This window comes from Streptomyces silvisoli (genome assembly GCF_029269905.1).
GTDB classification, from domain to species: Bacteria; Actinomycetota; Actinomycetes; order Streptomycetales; family Streptomycetaceae; genus Streptantibioticus_A; species Streptantibioticus_A silvisoli_A.
Genome location: NZ_JARJBC010000001.1, coordinates 132,892 through 150,387 on the forward strand (window position 1 = coordinate 132,892; position 17,496 = coordinate 150,387).

Consider the following 17,496-nt stretch of genomic DNA (forward strand, 5'->3'; position numbering starts at 1 on the left):
AGGGACAGCCGGGTGAGCAAAGGGCCAGCAAGATGCCAGGGGACGGCCAGCACGAGACCAAGAATTCGGCTGCGGCAGCGCGACCCGCGCCGATCGTCGTGTTCGCGCGAACGTGAGTACCGGTCAACTCACACCCGCCACTTTCCCCCCTTCGATGGATTCCCTTCGGCATGCCGGAGCGGAGTCCATCTGCATCAGCGAGTCTACGCATACGACAAATCACCCTATTGGCTCTCATCAGCGCTTACGTGAAGGGGAGGGGGCCGGCGTGCGCCGCGATCGCGATGAAGAAACGTAGAGCCTCCACGTCCGCCGGGGAGGGCGAGAGATGGTCCAGCCAGTTGCGCCTGACGATGTTCGTCGTCCTGATGGGTGCGGTCATGCTCAACCTCGATTCGTCCATCGTCCATGTCGCACTGCGGTCGCTGGCCACCGGCCTGCGCATGCCGTTGGGGACCGCGCAGTGGATCGTCACGGTCTATCTCCTGGCGTTCGCGGCGGCCGTCCCGACAAGCAGCTGGAGCACCCAGCGATTTGGCCCGGAGCGGGTCCATGCGACCGCGCTCGGCGTCTTCACCGCCGCGACCGCGCTGTGTGGTCTGACCGACGCTCCATGGCAGCTCGTCGCCATCCGTGCCGTGCAGGGCGCTGGCGGTGGACTGATCAGTTCGGTCAGCCGGATCATGCTGGTCACCGCGGCCGGACCCCAGCGGCTACCGAGGGCGCTGGCCGCCCTCGGGATTCCGTTGATGGTGGTCTCGGTCGTCGGGCCGCTGATGGGCGGCGGGTTGTTGAAGTGCCTGGGATGGCGTTCGATCTTCTTCCTCGACGTGCCGGTCGGCGTCCTCGCGACGCTGCTCTCCTGTCGGCTGGTCGAGCCTCGGCCGTCCCGTCCCAAGCCGTCGCTCGACGTGGTCGGTTTGCTACTGGTCTCCCCCGGACTGGCCGGTGTGGTGTACGCGCTTTCCGATGCCAGCCGGGTCAGCGGGCTCGGCTCCCCGGACGTGGTGGTCCCGCTGTGCGCCGGGTCCGCGCTCCTGGCGGCCTTCGTCGTGTGGTCGCTTCGGGGCAGCAGCCCGCTACTGGATCTGCGGCTCTACCGGAACGTGGTGTTCAGAGCGGCCGCGCAGTCGACGCTGGCTACCGGCGCCGTGGTTTTCGGCGGAGCGATCCTGCTCCCGCTGTATCTGCAGAGCGTCCGAGGCGACGACACCTGGCGGACCGGTCTGCTCGTGGCGCCGCAGGGGCTGGGGACGGCCGCCGCGCTGTGGCTGTCCGCTCGACTGTTCGAGCGGATCGGGAGCGCCTCCGTGCTGGTCGGCAGCGGCGCCGTACTGCTCGCCACCCTTCCGTTCGCCTTCCTGACGACGACCACACCGTACTGGTGGCTGATCACCGCCACGATGCTCCGGGGCGCGTGCGTCGGGCTGGCGCTGTATCCGGCGATGACGGCCGCGTACCGGACGCTGCCGCCCGCACACATCGGCCAGGCGAGCACACAGTTCAACACACTTGAGCACATTGGCGGTTCACTGGGGACGGCGGCACCGGTCCTGCTCATGTCCCGCCTGTCCCATGCCCACAGCCATGCTCCGGTGTCCAGGGCACACGCGGTCGATGTCGCCTACTGGGCGCTGATCGCGGTCAGCGTGTGCGGCCTGGTACCCGCGTCCGCGCTGGTGGCCGCGCAGCGCAGGGGCCAGCGACCTGACCCCGGATGAACCTCGGTCCCACCAAGCCGTACCACCGGACTCCGACCGGCTCCGGGCCGGTACTGCGCCGGGAAGCGAGAGTTTGTTGATCGCTCAAGGCTGGGAGTCGATTGCCACTTGCAGGCCCTCGTCACTTGTGGTCGCGGAGGAAGGCGGGGATGTCACCACGGGTCGGGTAGTTCGGCAGGGCGCCGGCCTGTCCTGGAGAAACGCGGTGATGGCGGCGAGCGCCCGTTGCTCGTTGTTGTCGAGACCGTTCCACATGTGGTGCCCGACTCCGGGCATGTACTGCGTGCGGCGGATGGCGGGATCGTCGGCGAGGACGGCGGTCTCCCACTGCCGGACCTGGGAGGAGCACTCGGCGATCATCAGCATCGCGGGCGTCCGGGAGCGCCTCAACTGCGGGGCGATGGAGGGTGAGTCCATGACCGTCTGCTGGACGCGGAGGCTGGCGGCGGGACTGAAGGAGAAGTTCCGTGCGGTGTCCTCGATGGGAATGCGGCGCGCGTCCCGCGCGCAGTAGCCGGACGCGGTGTCGCTGCCGAGATCGGCGGCGGTGAACGCGTTGTCACCCTCCGCCTGTCCCACCAGCCCGCTGTCGGGGCTGAGCAGCCCGAGTTTCATGAGGCCGAACGCGACGGCGTAGCGCGGGACTTGCGTCGAGCGCGGTCCGGTCATGGCCGGTGCGATGCCACGCGCGGACGGTCGACCCTCGTGCCCGGTGATACGCGCGGTGGGGCCGTCCATCGGGCCGGGCTCCGCGATGATCGCCCGGTGGACGTGCGCGGCGACGCGCGGGTCGGCCAGGACCCGGGTGAGTACGACCGCGCCCGAGGAGAATCCCAGGACGTCGACCCTGCCCTTGCCCAGCCGGTCGACGAAGGCGCCGAGGTCGCGGACCGACCTGGAGATCGTGTACTGGCCCATGGGAAGCAGATCGCTGCGTCCGCCACCGGCCTGCTCGTAGGCGTAGACGTCGTAGCCCTGCCGCGCCAGGAGTTGCAGGAACCGGTGGTCGAGTACCGAAATGCCGCGCACCGGACCGCCGTTGAGGTACACGAGCGGAACGGGGTGCCGGATACCGGCGTTCGCGGGCGGGTAGTGGTACACCGCCACCCGGCTGCCCGTGGCCAGGCTCCAGTGCTGTGTGGCCACGAACGGCAGGGCTCGTCGGAGTTGAACCCCGACGAGTTCGTCAACGCCGACCGCAGACGCAGCCTGACCATGCAGAAGCGGGCTTGGTGACGAAGCCCAACTGGTCGCAGATACCGGCAAGTTCTTCCACCGGCGACAGTGCCAGCCACGCATCATCCGCGGCTACTTCCGCGGCCCCTACGTGCGCTACATCCTCGAATGGAACCGATTGAGTTTCGGATCAACAGGCCGAGAACCGGTTCCGCATGCCGTACTCGGTTGTGAACTTGTCCGGGTCGTTCGACTGTTCTTCCCGACAGGGCGAACGTTGCCCGATGCGGTACTGGTCCTGTCTGGCTACTTATGTCGGGCAGGCCCGCTTCGTCAATAACTCATCACATCGGGGTGATTTGCCTGGGAAGAGGCGGCAGGAGTGGCGAGGCGGCCTAACCTTTGGGTATGCGGACCGCCTCTTCCCTCGATGTGGAGGAGCCTGGCGGCCTGACGTGGGCCATCATCCGGCAGGACGGTAACGGCAGCCGCTACCGCGTGAGCCGCTATGCCACCCGCCAGGAGGCCGAGCGCGTGTGTGAAGCCTTCCAGGCGCGCGGCTACGGGCCGCTCTACGTAATCGAGAAGGTCGACCGCCAGCAGGCACCCTAGCCGTACACGCCTTGGAAGACCGATGAAGGCCTTGCTCGCAAACTCCCCGCCTGTGCCAGGTGCGCCCCCGTTCGGCACGGCACGCGTCGGCCCCGGCTTGGCGACTGGATCGCTGATTCCTCCGGCTTAGATGATCGCCGCGAGAGTGCCAAGGAGCGGGCTGAGGAGGGCGACGAGGCCATGAGCGGCGAGGCCCAGGAAGTTCCGCACGGCAACCTGCGCTGACGGGCACTTCCCTGGCAGCCAGAGAGCCCCATCTCTAGTTCTTCAGGGCGGTTCGGCTGGCCGGTATGCGTTCGTTCGTCTCACCGGCTTGGCGAACCCCGGGGGAGTGGCGCAACCCGTCCCGAACGTGATCGGTGACTCGCCGGGTGCTGGCCCGTCCGGGTTGGCGGTGCTGCCCGGTGGTGGGGGGGGGCGGTTGGTCGGGGAAGGCGCGCAGGCCCAGCTCGATTCTGAGCTCCTCGCTGTCCGGCAGCGACTGCAGTCTGCGCAGCACGATGTCGTCGATGTTGCTTTGGTCTCGAAGGCGGATCAGGGCGTCGCGTTCGACGGCGATCAGCGCACGGCGCAGTTCGAGTCCGGCCCGCATGCCGGATCCGGTGGGCTCCGGTGTGTCCTCGGCTTGGGCGGCGTACTGGTGCGGTTCGTCCAGGATGACGTCGACGGTCTCCCGTGGCGTGTTCAGTCGGCGGGCGCAGTCGGGGGGGGCCTCCAGCGCGGCGGTGACCATCTGGCGACGAGCGCGTCGTTCCTCGGTCGTCTCTGCGGCATCGCGGCGCAGGCCCGCCCAGCGGACCACCGCGGGCATGGTGGTCCCTTGAACGACCAGCGTGACCAGGATGACGACGACGGCGGTGAAGACCAGCAGGTTGCGTCCCGCGAACGGCCGACCGTCGGCCATGGTGTCGGGACGGCGAGAGCGGCTGCCAGCGACACGGCCCCACGCACCCCGCTCCAGGCGAGGGGGAACCGTTGCCGGGCGCCGGAGCGCAGCGTGCGCTGGATCGGACGGCGGTCGACGGCGCGGATGATGTACGGCACCGAGTAGAACCACAGCAGGCGAGTGGCGACCACCACGCCGCTGATCAGCAAGGCGGTGACCGCCGCGTGTCCCAGGGCGGCGGAACCGGTCGCGCTCACGATGGCCGGTGTCTCGATGCCGACCAGGACGAACAGGGCACCGTTGAGGATGAACGTGCTCACTTCCCAGAAGTGGACGACCTGCACCCTCGCGCCCGCGCTCATCACCTTGGGACCGGCCTGGCTGCGGAACTCGCCGACCATGTCGTGGTCCGCATGCGTCCGGAACGCTGGCTCACCGCCGACCTGGGCACGGCTTGATCAGTGACTTGGCCCCGGTCATCCGCGCAGCCGTAGAGCAGAGCGTCGATGGCCTGGTTCAGGCGACTCGTGCGGCCGAAGGCGGTATGGCGGGCAGCCGGTTGAGACGTGCGCCGTAACCTCCTGCGAGATGAGTTGCCGTCCCGCTGTGAACTGAGGACGCCATGGCACCTTCGGCCTCCGTCGGCTTGCCTGAACTGGTTTGGTGGCGGCCGGATATGGGCCAGGTGCTCCGTTCCCGAGACACGGGGACGGTGTTCCGGTACGTGCAGCGTTACGCGAGCCAGGCCAGCCTCGCGGCGGTCGTCGACATGACGCAGGGTCGCGTGAACGAAGTCATCAACGGACGCCGCGAGGTGGCTCGCCCAGACGTGTTTTAGCGGATCGCTGACGGGCTCGGCATGCCGGACGATGCCCGGCACATCTCCTCGGTCTCGCTTCGGCCCGAAGTCAAGCCCTGGTGGCGAGCGGTCGCCATGCGTTCCAGGTGTCGAGTCGCTGCTGGTAGGCGGCTTCGACGACGGGATAGGGGTACGCACCGAGGAAGAGCCGCAGAGGTGGTTCCTCGGTGTCGACCAGTTCGAGGATGACCTCGGCGGTGGCCTGCGGATCCTGTGGCGCGCGGGCGGTGGCGCCGGCCCGGCGCGCCTCACGGATCGGTTCGTACGCGGCGATGGGTTCGGTACGTACCGCGGACGCGCCGGACCAGTCGGTGCTGTAGGGGCCGGGTTCGACGATCGTGACGTGGATGCCGAGCGGGCCGACTTCCTGGGCGAGTGCTTCACTCATCCCCTCAAGCGCCCACTTGGAGGCGTTGTACAGCCCGAGGGTGGGAAAGGCGGCGAGACCTCCGAGACTGGACACCTGCACGATGTGCCCGCTTCGTTGGGCTCGCAGGAACGGCAGCGCGGCCTGTGTCACCCACAGCGGGCCGAGCAGGTTGGTGTCGAGCTGGGCGCGGGCCTGCTCCTCGGTGGTCTCCTCGACCATGCCGAAGAGGCCGTAGCCAGCGTTGTTGACGACCACGTCGAGGCGGCCGAAAGCCTCGGCGGCCCGCCGCACGGCGGCGGTGGCGGCGGCCCGGTCGGTGACGTCGAGGCGGAGCGGGAGCACGCTGTCCCCGTAGGCGTCGACGAGGTGTTGCAGCGACTCGGGGCGGCGCGCCGTGGCGGCGACGCGGTCGCCGCGGGCGAGGGCGGCGGCGGCCCAGATCCGACCGAAGCCGCGGGACGCGCCAGTGATGAACCAGGTCTTCATGGCTCGATCCTGCGTGGTCCGCCGGTCTGCAGCCAGCACCCCGGGAGGGTTACCCTCCCGCCATGGCGACCGACAACCCCCTGGGGGAGTTCCTGAAAGCCCGGCGGGGACGGATCCGGCCCTCGCACGCGGACCTGCCCGCCCTCGGCCGACGCCGGGTCGCGGGGTTGCGCCGGGAGGAGTTGGCCCGGCTCGCAGGTATCAGCGAGCCGTACCTGACCCGGTTGGAACAGGGCGTCGACCGCCACCCCTCACCGCAGGTACTGCGGGCGCTCGCGCGGGCACTGGACCTCGACGCCGACGCCTCGGCGTTCATGTTCGCGCTCGCCGCCCCGGATCACGTACGGCCTCCGGAGACCGAGGTCACTCCGGACGTGCACCAGCTGCTCGACGCGTGGGTGGACAGCCCGGCGTACGTGCGCAACCGGCGGTTCGACGTGCTGGCCGCGAACGAACGGGCCCGCGCGCTCGCCCCGATGTACGAGCCCGGGCACAACCTGGTCCGGGACATGTTCCTCTCCTGCGAGGTCCGCCGACTGCTCCCGGACTGGCCGGAGATCGCCGCGCAGACCGCTGCTGCCTTGCGCGCGGAGGCCGACCCACGCGATCCCAGGACCGCGCGGCTCGTCGCCGAGCTGGAGGCCAACGAGGACTTCCGCCGCCTATGGGCACGGCAAGACGCGCGGCCCTCCCGCGACGAGCTCAAACGGTTCATGCATCCGGTCGTGGGGGAGTTCTCCCTGCGGCGGCAGGCGCTTACCGTTGGCGGTGCCGAGCAGCAAGTGATCATCGTCTACCAGGCGGCGCCCGGAAGCCCCTCTGCCGCCGCCCTGGCCCGGCTCCTTTGATGTGCGGATGGAGCGTTGGGCGCGGCGGATCTGAAAGGGAAGGACGGAGGCGGCTCAAGAGGCGGTGGTGATCCACCTCGCATGGTCCGCCTCATGTGCCGCCGCCTCACCGGAGCATCCACCCCGAACTGGAGAGGGACCTGACCCCGGAACGAGACCCTACCTTCAGGGCCGAACGCTCGGTGCGGAGAAGGGCCGCACCTCCCCCGGGAGGGGGGGGATGCGCGGCCCTCCCGATGGCGCCGACCCGGTCAGGAGGCCACCCGGGTCGGCGAGTTGCTGTGTGCTTGGGCTTAGTTGGCGTCGTTCCCGGACTCAGAGACGGTCGGCGAGAGCACCTGGAGGTTCGGGACGACCGACACGAGGCCGGCGACGCCCTTCGGGGAGCTGATCTTGTGGTCGTTGGGGCCGTGGTGCGCCGTGGCGCTGGCGGCCCCGGCGGCTCCGATGGTCATTGCGGCGGCGAGGGCGGCGGTGGCGGTGGACTTGCGGATGCTCATGGCGGTTCCTCCAGACATAGGGGGTGCCGGGCAAAGACTCCGGCAAGAAGGAGTGTTGCGTATGGAAAACCGCTGTACCGACCAGTGGTCAGTATGTTCATCCTCGCTCGTGATCGCGACGTGCGGGTTGACCACCTGTGAGTTGATCCAGGTGTCCAACTGGCGTATGTGCGAGGCCAGTTGAGGGGGCGCGTGGCCGGTCTTTCGCGTAGCGTCGACTTGGGCCCCGGATCGCCGAGTGCAACGCAGACAGCGCATGCTGGACCTACGGCCCACCGGGTACCGGCCCGGCACAAGGTTGCCGAGGAGCCGGGCCGACTGCTCGGGGACCTCTCGGACCTTCAGGTGTGGCACGTGCGCGAGCTGATGATCCGGGCCGGGCAGCGCTTCGACTACAAGTCGTGCCCCGAGCCAGCCACACCATCCACGCTCGACGACTGAACCCAGCCGGGCGCGCTCGGCGCCCGGCGTCTCCCGTCCTCTTCGCAAGTCGTTCAACCGCACGTCGGGCGCACGGCGGTGCGGCCGCCGCCCCGGTGGCCGTGAACGGGTACTCGGCTGGTCACCGGGGCGGGTGCCATGCTGGTGCGGCCCGAGTGGATCACCTGCTGGCCGAAGCCGTCGCGGTGGTTGTGGTGCACCTGCGCGCCGGCCCTGGTCGTCGTTGCTGATCGTGACCCCGCGTCGGCACAGCCCGATGACGGTGGGCCTGCGAGGTGGTGTCCGCGGAGCTGAGGCGTAATCGGTCCCGTTCATGCGGCGCGGGCCACAGCGGCTGTCCGTGGAGAGCCTTGCGATCGGACAGGCGGATCAGGGTAGGTCGGTCCGTGGGTGGTGGTTCCACTGGGATCGTTTGGATCAGATCGGCGGTATGGCCGTTCGTTCGAGAGGGCAGACGCAGGAGGCGTGGCATGACCGGACCAAGGCTGGTGCTGTTCGACGTCAACGAAACCCTGAGTGACATGTCTGCGCTGGGAGCACGCTTCGAGGAGATCGGCGCGCCGGCGCATCTACTGCCCACCTGGTTCGCCGGGGTACTGCGAGATGGCTTCGCGCTGACCGCGGCGGGCGCGTACGCCGACTTCCTGGACGTGGCCCAAGCCGGATTGCGCGGTCTTCTGGCTGACCTCCCTGGTTGGCACGGTGACCTCGACAGCGCGGTGGCGTACGTCCTGGACGGCTTGAACCACCTCGCGGTCCACCCGGACGTGGCCGAGGGCGTGCGGGTGCTGCGGGATGCCGGGCTGCGGCTTGCGACCCTGACCAACGGCTCCACCGCCGCCACCGAGCGCCTGCTGGACGGCGCCGAACTGAGAGACTGCTTCGAGGCCTTGCTGGACGTCAGCGCCCCGGCCGCCTGGAAGCCTGCTGCCGCCGCGTACCAGTACGCCACCGAGACCCTGGGCACCGCTCCGGAGGAGACCGTCCTGGTCGCCGTCCACCCTTGGGACATCGACGGTGCCCGCCGCGCGGGACTGAAGGCCGCCTGGCTGCAGCGCAAAGCGAGCGGATACCCGGCGGTCATGAAGGCCGCCGACTACACGGCGACTGATCTGCCACAGCTCGCGCTGGCGCTTGCCCAGGACCGCTGAGCGGGCGGAAAGCGGGGCCGACACTTCGGCCGCGGCGAGGCCCCTCCCGAGTCGCGGAAGAGTGATGGCTCACGCAGGCTAGGTGATCAGACGCCGTGGCGGGTAAATGGGCCTCGGCCTGCGCCCGAAGCGCTCTACGACCGGAGGAGGGGCCATGTGGACTGCCGGGCGATGGTGGACCGGGCCTGCCGGGCTGGGCGGAGTGTGCGGCGAATGCCCAACGACCCGGCGGGTAGGCCGAGGTCATGGGCGCCAAACAGCCCTACCACGGCCGTCGACACACTCATGACGGGACACCCACCACGTCAGAACGGACAACCGCATGCCGACGAATGACAACGCCTCCAACAGCAACATGCAGGACCCGACCTCCAAGCACCCGCAACCTGACTTCCCCGCGCAGGATCAGGAGCACCCGGGTTGGACCGGCCCGATGGACCCGCCCCCTGACCACGGCGAGACCTCCTATCAGGGCAGCGGCCTGTTGGTGAACCGCAAGGCCGTTCTGACCGGCGGTGATTCGGGCATCGGTCGTGCGGTCGCCCTGGCCTTCGCCCGCGAGGGAGCCGACGTACTGTTCACCTACCTGCCGGAGGAGAAGGACGACGCGGCCGAGACCGCGCGGCTGGTCAGCGAAGCCGGGCGCACAGCGGTGCCGGTGGTCTGCGACGTCCGCGAGGAGGAGCAGTGCCAGGCGCTGGTCGACCGAGCGGCGGCCGACTTCGGCAGGATCGACGTCCTCGTCAACAACGCGGCCTACCAGATGTCCCAGCCGGACGGAATCGGCGCCATCACCACGGAGCAGTTCGACCGGGTGGTGAAGACCAACCTGTACGGCATGTTCTGGCTGTCCAAGATGGCCGTCCCCCACATCCCACGGGGCGGTTCGATCCTCAACACCACCTCCGTGCAGGCATACCAGCCCAGCCCCCACCTGCTTGACTACGCGACGACCAAGGGCGCCATCGTCACCTTCACCCATGGGCTTGCGAAGATGCTGGCCAAGGACGGAATCCGGGTCAACGCCGTGGCGCCCGGCCCGGTGTGGACACCGCTGATCCCCGCGACACTGCCCGACACCAAGGAGTTCGGCAAGCAGGCACCGCTGGGCAGGCCCGCGCAACCCGCGGAAATCGCACCGGCGTACGTCTTCCTCGCCTCGGAACACGCCAGCTTCGTCACCGGAGAGATCCTCAACGCCACCGGCGGCACACCGCTGCCCTGATCGGCACCCTTCCGGGCTCTGCCCCGGAGGCCTCGTCGTGAAGCGGACAAGCGAACAGCACGGGTGGACACGGCAGGACGTGACAACCAGCGGACAGCGGAGGTGGTCACCGTGCGGGCAACCGTATGGCACGGCAAGCGTGATGTACGAGTGGACACCGTTCCCGATCCGGCGATCAGGGAACCGACGGACGCGATCGTGCGCATCACATCAAGTGGCTTGTGCGGCTCCGATCTGCATCTGTACGAGGTGCTCACCCCGTTCATGACCGAGGGCGACATCCTCGGTCATGAGCCGATGGGAGTCGTGGAGGAAGTCGGCCCCGCGGTCGCCGGTCTCAAGGCCGGCGACCGGGTTGTCGTGCCGTTCCAAATCGCGTGCGGCACCTGCTTCATGTGCGCCGACGGGCTCCCCACACAGTGCGAGACCACGCAGGTCAAGGAAGAAGGCATGGGGGCCGCGCTGTTCGGCTACACCAAGCTCTACGGCGCTGTGCCCGGCGCGCAGGCCGAGTACCTGCGGGTTCCGCAGGCCCAGTACGGACCGATCAAAGTCCCACAGGGGCCACCCGACGAAAGGTTCGTCTACCTCTCTGACGTACTGCCAACCGCCTGGCAGGCGGTGCGCTACGCCGGGTTGTCCAAGGGCAGCACGCTCGCTGTCCTGGGGCTGGGGCCAATCGGCCGCATGTCCTGCAGGATCGCCCTTCACCTCGGCGCCGCCACGGTTATCGGCGTGGACCGCGTGCCTGAACGGCTCGACGGCTGTCGCCGTGACGGCGCGACCGTCCTCGACCTGGAGACGTTCGATGGGCAAAGCGAACTGGTCGACGCGGTGCGGGACCTCACCGCGGGCCGCGGTCCCGACGCGGTCATCGACGCGGTGGGCACCGAGGCGCACGGCGGCCACGCGGGCGCCCTCGCCCAGGCGGCGGTCGGGCTGCTGCCGCACCGCTGGGCGGCACGGTTGACGCAGAAAGCGGGCGTGGACCGGCTGAGCGCGCTGCACTTGGCCATCGCCATGGTGCGCCGAGGCGGGACGATCTCGGTCAGCGGAGTCTACGGCGGAATGGTGGATCCGCTGCCGATGATGACCATGTTCGACAAACAGCTTCAGCTACGCATGGGCCAGGCCAACGTCCGCCGCTGGACCGATGAGATCCTCCCCCTGCTCACCGACGACGACCCACTCGGCGTCGATACGTTCGCAAGCCACCACATGCCGCTGGCGGACGCTCCCAAGGCGTACGAGATGTTCCAGAAGAAGACGGACGGCGCGACCAAGATCCTCTTTCACCCCTGACGGATTCGCCGCCCTTCTCGTCAACCCAGCTTCGCCGTGGATGTTCCGCACGCTCGTGAGCGCGACGAGCGCGGCGTCCACTGCTGGTCGGTAACGCGGCCACGCGGCGACGAGATGGGGCCATGGACGCGCTTCCCCAGGGCCGCGCCGGGCGCGGGGGCGGCCGGCGGCGCAGCCGGGCGGCTTGGGCGCCCCGACCTCGTTGAGGGGCACCGGCGGCCTTGGTTGGGTTCATCTCCTGGCGCTGCGGCGAACGTCGGCCACGAGCGCGACGACGAAGGCGGCCACCAGGATCAGGCCCAGCAGCGCCGCCAACGTGCCGTCCGGCGCGCCGCCGGTGAGCAGGGCGGCCGCGCCGATCAGCAGAGTGATCAGCACTGCTGCGGCGATCTTCCAGTCGTCGCCGACCAGGAAGTCGTACCAGAACCGGCCGAAGCCCTTGACGAAGGCCATCACGTTCACGGTGTTCCCTCAGCGTTCCTCTGCGGCGAAGGTGGAGGCGCGTTCGGCGACGCCGGGCACGACCTTGATCAGAATGCGGCTGACCGCGAACCAGACCGCGATCAGGACGAGTACCGACCAGTCGTGGCCGAACCACGTGACGCTCTGCCCGCTGGGCGTGAACACGCCGAGTCCCTCGACGGCCCAGAAGGTGCCGAAGCTGGTCAGCAGCAGCCCGACGGCGTACTTCAGGGCGTTCTCCGGGACCCGGGAGAGCGGTCCGTGAGCCAGGAACCCGGCAACGACCACGCACAACGCCGCGGCGATCGCGGCGACGGCCGCCACTGGCACGTCGTGCGCGTTCGTGCCGAAAGTGATCACGATGAAGACGACCTCAACACCCTCCAGGAAGACACCCTTGAAGGAGACGGCGAAGGCGAACGAGTCCAGTCCGAAACGGGTGGTCCCCTCGGCGTCGCGCGCCGCGGCGGCCTGTTCGGCGAAGGCCTTCTCCTCGTCGTGGACTGCCTTCAGACCCGAGCTGCGCAGTACCGCCTTGCGCAGCCACTGCAGACCGAAGATCAACAGCAGTGTCCCGATGGTCAGTTGCAGTGCGGCCTGGGGCAGCCAGGTGGCTAGCGCATAGCCCGCGGCGGTGGTGAACGCCGCCAGGACGACGCCTGCCGCGGCCGTCCCTGCCCAGGCCGACTTCCAGTCGCGGGTCATACCCATCGCCATGACGATGGTCAGCGCCTCCACCGCCTCGACCACCGAGGCGACGAAGACCGCCGCCACCAATCCGTACGTCGCGCCCATACCGGGGCCTCCTCCCGCACGACGAGCATGCGTCCGGACGCTGGCGAAATGCCTTGGCTGGGAGGGCCGTAGTCGGTGTGCTGGGCGTGCCACGATCGGCACCAGCCCTCCGGGGCTCGATTGGGGATATAGTAGGGCGTGCTACAAGGGAGGTCAATACTCGTCGTGTCTACTACAGAACCGCGTCGTGGCTCCCTCGCCGAGCGGGTCACCGCTCGGGAGGGGGAGTTGAGCAGCTCGGAACGGCGCGTCGCGCGCTACCTGGCCGACCATCCCGACGAGGTGGTCTTCGCCTCGGCGGAAGAACTCGGCAGGCTGACCGGTACCAGCGACGCCACCGTGATCCGTACTGTGAAGTCGCTCGGCTACGCCGGTCTGCCCAGCCTGAAGGAGCTACTGCGCGAATCGCTCCGGACCCGGCTCGCCCCGGCCGGACGCCTGGGCCGCAGCCTCGATGAGTACGGGAGCGAGCCGAAGGGGCTGCTCACGCGGGTTCTGGAAGACCACGTCCACCTGCTTGAGGAGGCACGGCGCACCATCGACCCCGAGGAGTTCGCCCGGGTCGTGCGGCTGATGGGCGGCGCCCGCGAGACGGTGGTCTACGGCCTCGGCGGTCTGGGGACGCTCGCCGAATACCTCGTCACGCGGCTATCGCGGATGCGGCACCGGGCCCGCGTAGCTCGCTCCTCCGGTTACCTGCTCGCCGACGACCTGCTCGCCCTGTCCGGCGAAGACGTCCTCGTGGTGATCGCGCACACCAACGTGGCGCCGGAGACCGCGGTCGCCCTCGACCATGCCAAGCGGGTCGGGGCACCCGTGGTGCTGATCACGGACAACTTGGCCGAGGCGCTCGCGGACGACGTCGAGGCCGCGATCTCGGCGCCCATCGGCAAGACGGGCACGTTCAGCTCGCAGGCGGCCACGCTCGCAGTGCTGGAGGCGTTGATCCTGGCGGTGGCGGCGGAAGACCGCGAACAGGCGACGGAGGCCATGACCCTGCTCAATCAGCTTCGCGACGAGTTGCACGGCCTACCGTCCACCGCGGCAGGCGCGGCCGACGCACCGCCCCGCCGACCCCGGCGCCGCAGGTAGCGCGCACGGAGGGTCGAGCGGGGCGGCGTCGCGTTCGCGACGGGAGCGTTACGGTGACGTCGGGTCAACGGACGGCGGTGACGTTGGTGGCCTTCTCGCCGGCCACGTCGAAGAGCACGCGCTGGCCCTCGCGGGTTGTCTGCGTCTCCATCCCCGAGAAGGGGATCAGGTGGCCGCTCTCGTCGGTGATGACGCCGATGCCGTCCGCCTTGTTGTACAGGGCGATCGTTCCGAGGGGCATCGTCACTCCTTCGTGGTGTGTCGGTTCGGGCTGCGAAGCCGCTGACTCGCGGGCGTGAGCAGAGCATCACCGACGGTGCCCAGTGCGGGGAAGCGAGTGTCGGCGCGTCGGCCACATATTGACGGAAAGTCAGCGTGCGCTTACGCCGGGTGTCGGATGGTGTGGAGCCTTGCCCTCGAACCCGCCCTCACTGTCCTCCGGTACCGGATCGCCACGGCGGCGGCAGTTCCTGACGCGGAGTCGATGGGCCGGCGTCTCTCGTCGCGGTCGGGCCACAGCCGGTCGGCGAAGGCGACAGCGGTTTCCAGGCTCATCGCGCCCGCATCCGCCCTGTGGATGTGGCGGTGCGGTGTCGCCGCCGGGGCAATGTGCTGCGCCGCGGGGCGGCCTGACTGTGCCTCAGCCCGCCTGGTTGCTGTCCTTGTGGGCACCCCACCCGTGCCAGCGCTCGATCTCGATCCATGCGCTGAACCGGCCACGGTCTCTTTGCGGATACGGCTTGCCGATGAACTGCCGGGACAGCCGGTCGATGTCGGCCAGTTCCTTGTCCTCCCGGATCTCGGCGACCCGGCCGATGATGCTGATGTGCGTGTACCAACTGTCCTTGTCGAGCACGGTGAGAGACACTCGCGGATCGTTGCGCATGTGCTCCAGCCGCTTGCGGCCCTCGTCCATGTTGACCAGAATCCGGCCGTCGTCCCAGAGGTACCAGGTGGCGGTGGACACAGGTTGCCCGTCCGCGCGAAGCGTTGTGATGACCGATGGGTTGGCCTTCTTCAGCATGGCGACCGCGTCGTCGGAAAGGGGAGGTCTCGACATGTTGGCTCCTTCTGAGCTTTGACGTGTGGTGCTCGCTTCTCTCTTACGTTCGCCGCCCGTCCACCCTGTCACATCCGACTTCTCGAATGACGCGTTTCCACGCCGGGTCCCGGCGGCTGCCGATGCGCAGTCAGGTGGCCGAGCCCATGCGCCACGGCCGCTTTCGGCTCCACAGCTCAAGGCACGATCCGTTGCTGCGTACTGATGAGGTGTCCGGGCTATGGCGACGGGTGCGGCTTTGGTGTGTGGCTTGAACACCAGAAGGTGCGCCGGTAGGCGGTGGGCGTGGTGTCGAGTGCGCGGCGGAAGTGCAGGCGCAGGTTGGCGGCTGTGCCCAGCCCGCAGTCGCGTGCCACCCGGTCCACCGGGTGGTCGGTGGTTTCCAGTAGTTCCCGTGCCCGGCTGATCCGGGCGTTGAGCAGCCACCGCAGCGGGGTCGTGCCCGTCTCCTCGGTGAACCGGCGGATGAAGGTGCGCTGCGACAGGCCGGCGTGGCGGGCGAGCACCGGCAGCGTGAGTGGCTCCTCGAGTCGTTGCAGGGCCCAACCCCGGGTGGTGGAGAGCGAGGCTTCGCCGGCTACTGCGACCGGAGCGGGTACGTACTGTGCCTGCCCGCCGTCTCGGTGCGGGGCGGCGACCAGGCCGCGGGCGATCTGGTTGGCAACCACCGCTCCCAGATCGCGGCGCACGATGTGCAGGCACAGGTCGATGCCGCAGCACACCCCGGCCGAGGTGAGCACGTCCCCCTCGTCGACATACAGAACGTCGCGGTCGACCGTGACGGCGGGGAAATCCCGTTCGAGCTCCTCGATGTGCTTCCAGTGGGTCGTGGCATGCAGGCCGTCCAGCACGCCCGCCGCGGCCAGCGCGAAGGCTCCCGTGCAGATCGACACCACGCGCCGCCTACCGTCGCGGGCCTCGGCCAGCGCGTCGAGTACGGCATCCGGAACCCGGGAGATCGGCTCGAATCCCGGAACGATCACCGTGTCGGCGACACGTACCTGCTCCAGGCCCCCACCGGCGACCAGTGCGAAACCCGCGGTGGTGGCCACCTTCGCGTCGAGCGCGCACAGGGTCATCTCATAGGGCGTCTCCGGTCGGGCGTTGAAGATCTGCGTCGGGATCGCCAGATCGAGGGGTGTGACCCCGTCCAGCGCCAGGACCGCGACTCGATGCACTGTCATGGCAAAATCCTATTGAAGCTCGGCAATTTTGCCACTCGTCAGGTCAGAGCGGTCGCGGCCACGATGAAGTCATGACCGCATCTACTCGCGAGGCGACCACCGACCTGATCGCGCTGCCTGGCACACCGCTTGCCGACGCCGTCGTGAATCTCGTCCGGCCGGTGCAAACGCCCTCCGTCTTCAACCACAGCGTCCGCAGCTACCTGTTCGCCAGGCTGGTGGCCGCCCGACTCGACCTGGCCGCCGGCCGCGACTACGACGACGACCTGCTGTTCGCCGCCTGCGTGATGCATGACCTCGGCGTCGCGTCGGACGGCCCGCACCGTCAGCGTTTCGAGGTCGAAGGCGCCGACCGGGCCGCCGAGTTCCTCGTCGAGCGCGGGGTTCCCGCAGCCGACGCCGACGAGGTCTGGCAGGCCATCGCCTTGCACACCTCTCCCGGCATCGCGGAGCGCCGCGGCACGCTGTGCGTGCTCGTCCGCGAAGGCGTCGCCGTCGACTTCGGCGGCCCGCTGGGGGCCGAGTACGTCGAAACCGTCACCGACGAGCAGGCCGACGCCGTTCACGCCGTCTACCCGCGACTGGACATGATCGGCTCACTTACTGACGCGATCGTCGCGCAAGCCGCGAAAAACCCGAAGAACGCACCCCGCTACGCGATTCCCGGTGAGTTCCTCCGCGAACGAGAAGTCTTCGGCCAGACCCGGCTGGAGCACGCCTGCCATTCGTCCCGCTGGGGCAGCTGACTTCACCGATTCCACGACCCGTCAACGCAGAAGGGCAAGCACCACAATGACCATCCACACCGTCGAGATCCCCGAGGACTCCGAAGTCTTCGGAGAAACCAGCGGCGCCTTCGCGCGCTTCGGTTATTCTGCCGCGGTCCGCGCGCACGGCCTCCTGTTCATCGCCGGAACCATCGGCCGCCGCGCCGACGGAACCATCGCGGACACCATCGAAGAGCAGACCGAGATCGCCATCCGGCGCATCGAGGAGGTTCTCCGCCTGGAGAACCTCGACCTGTCCGCCCTCGTCGACGTGACCAGCTACCACGTCGACATCCACCAGCACCTGCCCGGCTTCCTCGAAGCCAAACAGCGCCTCATCAAAGGCCCCTTCCCGACCTGGTCGCTGATCGGCGTCAGCGGTCTCGCCAGCCCGGGGCTTCTCGTCGAAATCCGCGCGACCGCCGCATATCCCGACGCATCCCGGTAGACCGCCGCTCCTGGGCCGTTCCCCGGCGCAGGAGCACCGTCACCACCGACGGCATGACGTCCGAGCACCTCGGTCCCGAGGTCGCAGCCTCATGCTCGACCTCGACGGCAA

At 68.9% G+C, this 17,496-nt stretch carries 18 protein-coding genes and 1 pseudogene; 9 read left to right on the forward strand and 10 right to left on the reverse strand.

Annotated features, from left to right (window positions below; all coding sequences use genetic code 11):
* Positions 1-284 precede the first annotated feature (284 nt).
* Positions 285-1,721 (forward strand): DHA2 family efflux MFS transporter permease subunit, encoded by a 1,437-nt coding sequence (locus P3G67_RS00585; RefSeq protein WP_276091646.1) that lies wholly within the window; start codon positions 285-287, stop codon positions 1,719-1,721.
* A gap of 84 nt (positions 1,722-1,805) precedes the next feature.
* Here the strand turns inward: P3G67_RS00585 and P3G67_RS00590 are convergent, their stop codons facing one another.
* Positions 1,806-2,867 carry an alpha/beta fold hydrolase gene (locus P3G67_RS00590; protein ID WP_276091647.1) on the reverse strand — a complete coding sequence of 354 codons (1,062 nt, stop codon included), beginning with the start codon at positions 2,865-2,867 and terminating at the stop codon, positions 1,806-1,808.
* A gap of 438 nt (positions 2,868-3,305) precedes the next feature.
* On the opposite strand from P3G67_RS00590, the gene P3G67_RS00595 reads away from it, so the two are divergent.
* Positions 3,306-3,509: an SPOR domain-containing protein gene (locus P3G67_RS00595; protein WP_276091648.1), complete on the forward strand. Its 204-nt coding sequence runs from the start codon at positions 3,306-3,308 to the stop codon at positions 3,507-3,509.
* A gap of 259 nt (positions 3,510-3,768) precedes the next feature.
* Here the strand turns inward: P3G67_RS00595 and P3G67_RS00600 are convergent, their stop codons facing one another.
* From P3G67_RS00600 to P3G67_RS00610, 3 genes and pseudogenes are all read right to left on the reverse strand, one after another.
* A complete protein-coding gene (locus P3G67_RS00600) occupies positions 3,769-4,413 on the reverse strand; it encodes a hypothetical protein (protein WP_276092064.1) in 645 nt (214 codons plus the stop codon).
* A 62-nt stretch (positions 4,414-4,475) separates the two neighbouring features.
* Positions 4,476-4,796: pseudogene (locus P3G67_RS00605) on the reverse strand (Na+/H+ antiporter); the annotation flags it as partial.
* Positions 4,797-5,303: 507 nt separating this feature from the next.
* Positions 5,304-6,110, reverse strand: a complete 807-nt coding sequence (locus P3G67_RS00610; RefSeq protein WP_276091649.1) for an SDR family oxidoreductase — start codon at positions 6,108-6,110, stop codon at positions 5,304-5,306.
* A gap of 62 nt (positions 6,111-6,172) precedes the next feature.
* Between P3G67_RS00610 and P3G67_RS00615 the strand changes: the two genes are divergently transcribed.
* On the forward strand, positions 6,173-6,958 hold the full coding sequence (locus tag P3G67_RS00615; protein ID WP_276091650.1) for a helix-turn-helix domain-containing protein: 786 nt from the start codon (positions 6,173-6,175) through the stop codon (positions 6,956-6,958).
* Between the two features lie 293 nt (positions 6,959-7,251).
* On the opposite strand, the gene P3G67_RS00620 is transcribed toward P3G67_RS00615, so the two are convergent.
* On the reverse strand, positions 7,252-7,458 hold the full coding sequence (locus P3G67_RS00620; protein WP_276091651.1) for a hypothetical protein: 207 nt from the start codon (positions 7,456-7,458) through the stop codon (positions 7,252-7,254).
* 911 nt (positions 7,459-8,369) lie between these two features.
* On the opposite strand from P3G67_RS00620, the gene P3G67_RS00625 reads away from it, so the two are divergent.
* The 3 genes from P3G67_RS00625 (at position 8,370) to P3G67_RS00635 (ending at position 11,577) form a co-directional block, all read left to right on the forward strand.
* Positions 8,370-9,050 (forward strand): haloacid dehalogenase type II, encoded by a 681-nt coding sequence (locus tag P3G67_RS00625; protein WP_276091652.1) that lies wholly within the window; start codon positions 8,370-8,372, stop codon positions 9,048-9,050.
* Positions 9,051-9,372: 322 nt separating this feature from the next.
* A complete protein-coding gene (locus P3G67_RS00630) occupies positions 9,373-10,275 on the forward strand; it encodes an SDR family oxidoreductase (protein ID WP_276091653.1) in 903 nt (300 codons plus the stop codon).
* A gap of 111 nt (positions 10,276-10,386) precedes the next feature.
* Complete coding sequence (locus P3G67_RS00635; RefSeq protein ID WP_276091654.1) at positions 10,387-11,577, forward strand: zinc-dependent alcohol dehydrogenase; 1,191 nt, start codon at positions 10,387-10,389, stop codon at positions 11,575-11,577.
* Positions 11,578-11,808: 231 nt separating this feature from the next.
* On the opposite strand, the gene P3G67_RS00640 is transcribed toward P3G67_RS00635, so the two are convergent.
* Both P3G67_RS00640 and P3G67_RS00645 read right to left on the reverse strand, forming a co-directional pair.
* The gene (locus P3G67_RS00640) at positions 11,809-12,030 is read right to left on the reverse strand and encodes a hypothetical protein (RefSeq protein ID WP_276091655.1); all 222 of its coding nucleotides are present in this window, start codon (positions 12,028-12,030) and stop codon (positions 11,809-11,811) included.
* Positions 12,031-12,048: 18 nt separating this feature from the next.
* Positions 12,049-12,834: a hypothetical protein gene (locus P3G67_RS00645; RefSeq protein WP_276091656.1), complete on the reverse strand. Its 786-nt coding sequence runs from the start codon at positions 12,832-12,834 to the stop codon at positions 12,049-12,051.
* A 165-nt stretch (positions 12,835-12,999) separates the two neighbouring features.
* Here P3G67_RS00645 and P3G67_RS00650 point away from each other — a divergent pair, with 165 nt between their 5' ends.
* Positions 13,000-13,926 carry a MurR/RpiR family transcriptional regulator gene (locus P3G67_RS00650; RefSeq protein ID WP_276091657.1) on the forward strand — a complete coding sequence of 309 codons (927 nt, stop codon included), beginning with the start codon at positions 13,000-13,002 and terminating at the stop codon, positions 13,924-13,926.
* A gap of 64 nt (positions 13,927-13,990) precedes the next feature.
* Here P3G67_RS00650 and P3G67_RS00655 read toward each other — a convergent pair whose 3' ends face one another.
* The 3 genes from P3G67_RS00655 to P3G67_RS00665 all read right to left on the reverse strand — a co-directional run bounded on the left by P3G67_RS00655 (position 13,991) and on the right by P3G67_RS00665 (position 16,170).
* The gene (locus tag P3G67_RS00655; protein WP_269859589.1) at positions 13,991-14,167 is read right to left on the reverse strand and encodes a cold-shock protein; all 177 of its coding nucleotides are present in this window, start codon (positions 14,165-14,167) and stop codon (positions 13,991-13,993) included.
* A gap of 399 nt (positions 14,168-14,566) precedes the next feature.
* A complete protein-coding gene (locus tag P3G67_RS00660; RefSeq protein ID WP_276091658.1) occupies positions 14,567-14,986 on the reverse strand; it encodes a PPOX class F420-dependent oxidoreductase in 420 nt (139 codons plus the stop codon).
* 218 nt (positions 14,987-15,204) lie between these two features.
* Positions 15,205-16,170, reverse strand: coding sequence for a GlxA family transcriptional regulator (locus tag P3G67_RS00665; protein ID WP_276091659.1), 966 nt, complete (start codon positions 16,168-16,170; stop codon positions 15,205-15,207).
* A gap of 71 nt (positions 16,171-16,241) precedes the next feature.
* Between P3G67_RS00665 and P3G67_RS00670 the strand changes: the two genes are divergently transcribed.
* Entirely contained in the window at positions 16,242-16,916 is a 675-nt protein-coding gene (locus P3G67_RS00670; RefSeq protein WP_276091660.1) for an HD domain-containing protein, read from the forward strand.
* 46 nt (positions 16,917-16,962) lie between these two features.
* The gene (locus tag P3G67_RS00675; protein ID WP_276091661.1) at positions 16,963-17,385 is read left to right on the forward strand and encodes a Rid family hydrolase; all 423 of its coding nucleotides are present in this window, start codon (positions 16,963-16,965) and stop codon (positions 17,383-17,385) included.
* The last annotated feature ends 111 nt before the right edge of the window (positions 17,386-17,496 follow it).

What these genes read in the sequence shown, in the direction of transcription:
- P3G67_RS00585 (WP_276091646.1), top strand. Translation starts at nt 285, where the DNA reads ATGAAGAAACGTAGAGCCTCCACGTCCGCCGGGGAGGGCGAGAGATGG.
- P3G67_RS00595 (WP_276091648.1), top strand. Translation starts at nt 3,306, where the DNA reads ATGCGGACCGCCTCTTCCCTCGATGTGGAGGAGCCTGGCGGCCTGACG.
- P3G67_RS00600 (WP_276092064.1), bottom strand. Translation starts at nt 4,413, where the DNA reads ATGGCCGACGGTCGGCCGTTCGCGGGACGCAACCTGCTGGTCTTCACC.
- P3G67_RS00610 (WP_276091649.1), bottom strand. Translation starts at nt 6,110, where the DNA reads ATGAAGACCTGGTTCATCACTGGCGCGTCCCGCGGCTTCGGTCGGATC.
- P3G67_RS00615 (WP_276091650.1), top strand. Translation starts at nt 6,173, where the DNA reads ATGGCGACCGACAACCCCCTGGGGGAGTTCCTGAAAGCCCGGCGGGGA.
- P3G67_RS00620 (WP_276091651.1), bottom strand. Translation starts at nt 7,458, where the DNA reads ATGAGCATCCGCAAGTCCACCGCCACCGCCGCCCTCGCCGCCGCAATG.
- P3G67_RS00625 (WP_276091652.1), top strand. Translation starts at nt 8,370, where the DNA reads ATGACCGGACCAAGGCTGGTGCTGTTCGACGTCAACGAAACCCTGAGT.
- P3G67_RS00630 (WP_276091653.1), top strand. Translation starts at nt 9,373, where the DNA reads ATGCCGACGAATGACAACGCCTCCAACAGCAACATGCAGGACCCGACC.
- P3G67_RS00640 (WP_276091655.1), bottom strand. Translation starts at nt 12,030, where the DNA reads ATGGCCTTCGTCAAGGGCTTCGGCCGGTTCTGGTACGACTTCCTGGTC.
- P3G67_RS00645 (WP_276091656.1), bottom strand. Translation starts at nt 12,834, where the DNA reads ATGGGCGCGACGTACGGATTGGTGGCGGCGGTCTTCGTCGCCTCGGTG.
- P3G67_RS00655 (WP_269859589.1), bottom strand. Translation starts at nt 14,167, where the DNA reads ATGCCCCTCGGAACGATCGCCCTGTACAACAAGGCGGACGGCATCGGC.
- P3G67_RS00660 (WP_276091658.1), bottom strand. Translation starts at nt 14,986, where the DNA reads ATGTCGAGACCTCCCCTTTCCGACGACGCGGTCGCCATGCTGAAGAAG.
- P3G67_RS00665 (WP_276091659.1), bottom strand. Translation starts at nt 16,170, where the DNA reads ATGACAGTGCATCGAGTCGCGGTCCTGGCGCTGGACGGGGTCACACCC.
- P3G67_RS00670 (WP_276091660.1), top strand. Translation starts at nt 16,242, where the DNA reads ATGACCGCATCTACTCGCGAGGCGACCACCGACCTGATCGCGCTGCCT.
- P3G67_RS00675 (WP_276091661.1), top strand. Translation starts at nt 16,963, where the DNA reads ATGACCATCCACACCGTCGAGATCCCCGAGGACTCCGAAGTCTTCGGA.